The 1043-nt window shown below is 72.8% G+C and carries 2 pseudogenes; both read right to left on the reverse strand.

From position 1 onward, the window contains the following. Positions 1-203 (reverse strand): annotated as a pseudogene (locus AOK18_RS34595) (serine/threonine protein kinase); the annotation flags it as partial. A gap of 2 nt (positions 204-205) precedes the next feature. Continuing rightward, positions 206-849 (reverse strand): annotated as a pseudogene (locus AOK18_RS23190) (serine/threonine-protein kinase); the annotation flags it as partial. Positions 850-1043 lie beyond the last annotated feature (194 nt).

Raw genomic sequence — 1043 nt, forward strand, 5'->3', positions numbered from 1 at the left:
GGATGTGTATCAGAGACAGGTCCGGCCAGGGGGCGTGCGGGCGCAGGAAGGGACGCGTGGGGTCGAGGGACGCCCCGGTGGGCGTGCCCCGCGACGGCAGCAGCAGCGTCAGGTGCTCGTAGACCTCCTGGGCGGAGGCGGGACGGTGCTGCGGGTCCTTGGCGAGCAGGCGCAGCACCAGTGCCTCCAGCGCCTCGGGCACCNNCGCACCGGCACCGGCGCCTCGTAGAGGTGCCGGTGCAGCACGCCGAGCGCCGTGGAGCCCGCGAAGGGCACGTCGCCGCTGAGCAGTTCGTGCAGCAGCACACCGAGCGCGTACAGGTCCGTGTACGGGCCGACCGCACCGCCCATCGCCTGCTCGGGGGCCATGTAGGCGGGCGAGCCTATGGGCGAACCGGTGTGCGTCAGGCGCGTGGTGTCGCTGTCCATCACGGAGGCGACGCCCAGGTCGAGCACGGTGACCGTGCCGTCCTGCCGCACCATCACGTTGCGCGGTTTGAGGTCGCGGTGGACGATCGGCACGGCGTGCACCGCGCTCAGCGCGGCACACAGCTGCGCGGCCACCGAGACCGCCCACTGCCACGGGTACGGCGCGTGTTCGGCGAGGTGGTCGCCGAGGTCGGCGCCGTCGACGTACTGCATGACGAGGAACAGGTCGCCGTCCTCGCTGCCCGCGTCGTGCACGGTGACCAGGCCCGGATGGTCGACCTGGGCCGTCACCCGGCACTCGCGCACGAAGCGGCGGCGCAGTTCGTCGGCCTCCTGGCCGGCCACCTTGTCCGGGCGCAGGAGCTTCACCGCGACCCGCCGGTCCAGCCGCTTGTCGTAGGCCGTCCAGACCTGGCCCATGCCGCCCTGCCCGATGAGCGTGGACAGTTCGTAGCGGCCGGCGATCACCCGTTTCGCCGTCACGCCCACCCGTCACCCCGGTCGTTGCCGGGGCCCCGGCCGCTACGAACTGTCCACGCTCATCGGGCAGGGCGGCATGGGCCAGGTCTGGACGGCCTACGACAAGCGGCTGGACCGGCGGGTCGCGGTGAAGC

This window comes from Streptomyces prasinopilosus (genome assembly GCF_001419695.1).
GTDB lineage: Bacteria > Actinomycetota > Actinomycetes > Streptomycetales > Streptomycetaceae > Streptomyces > Streptomyces prasinopilosus.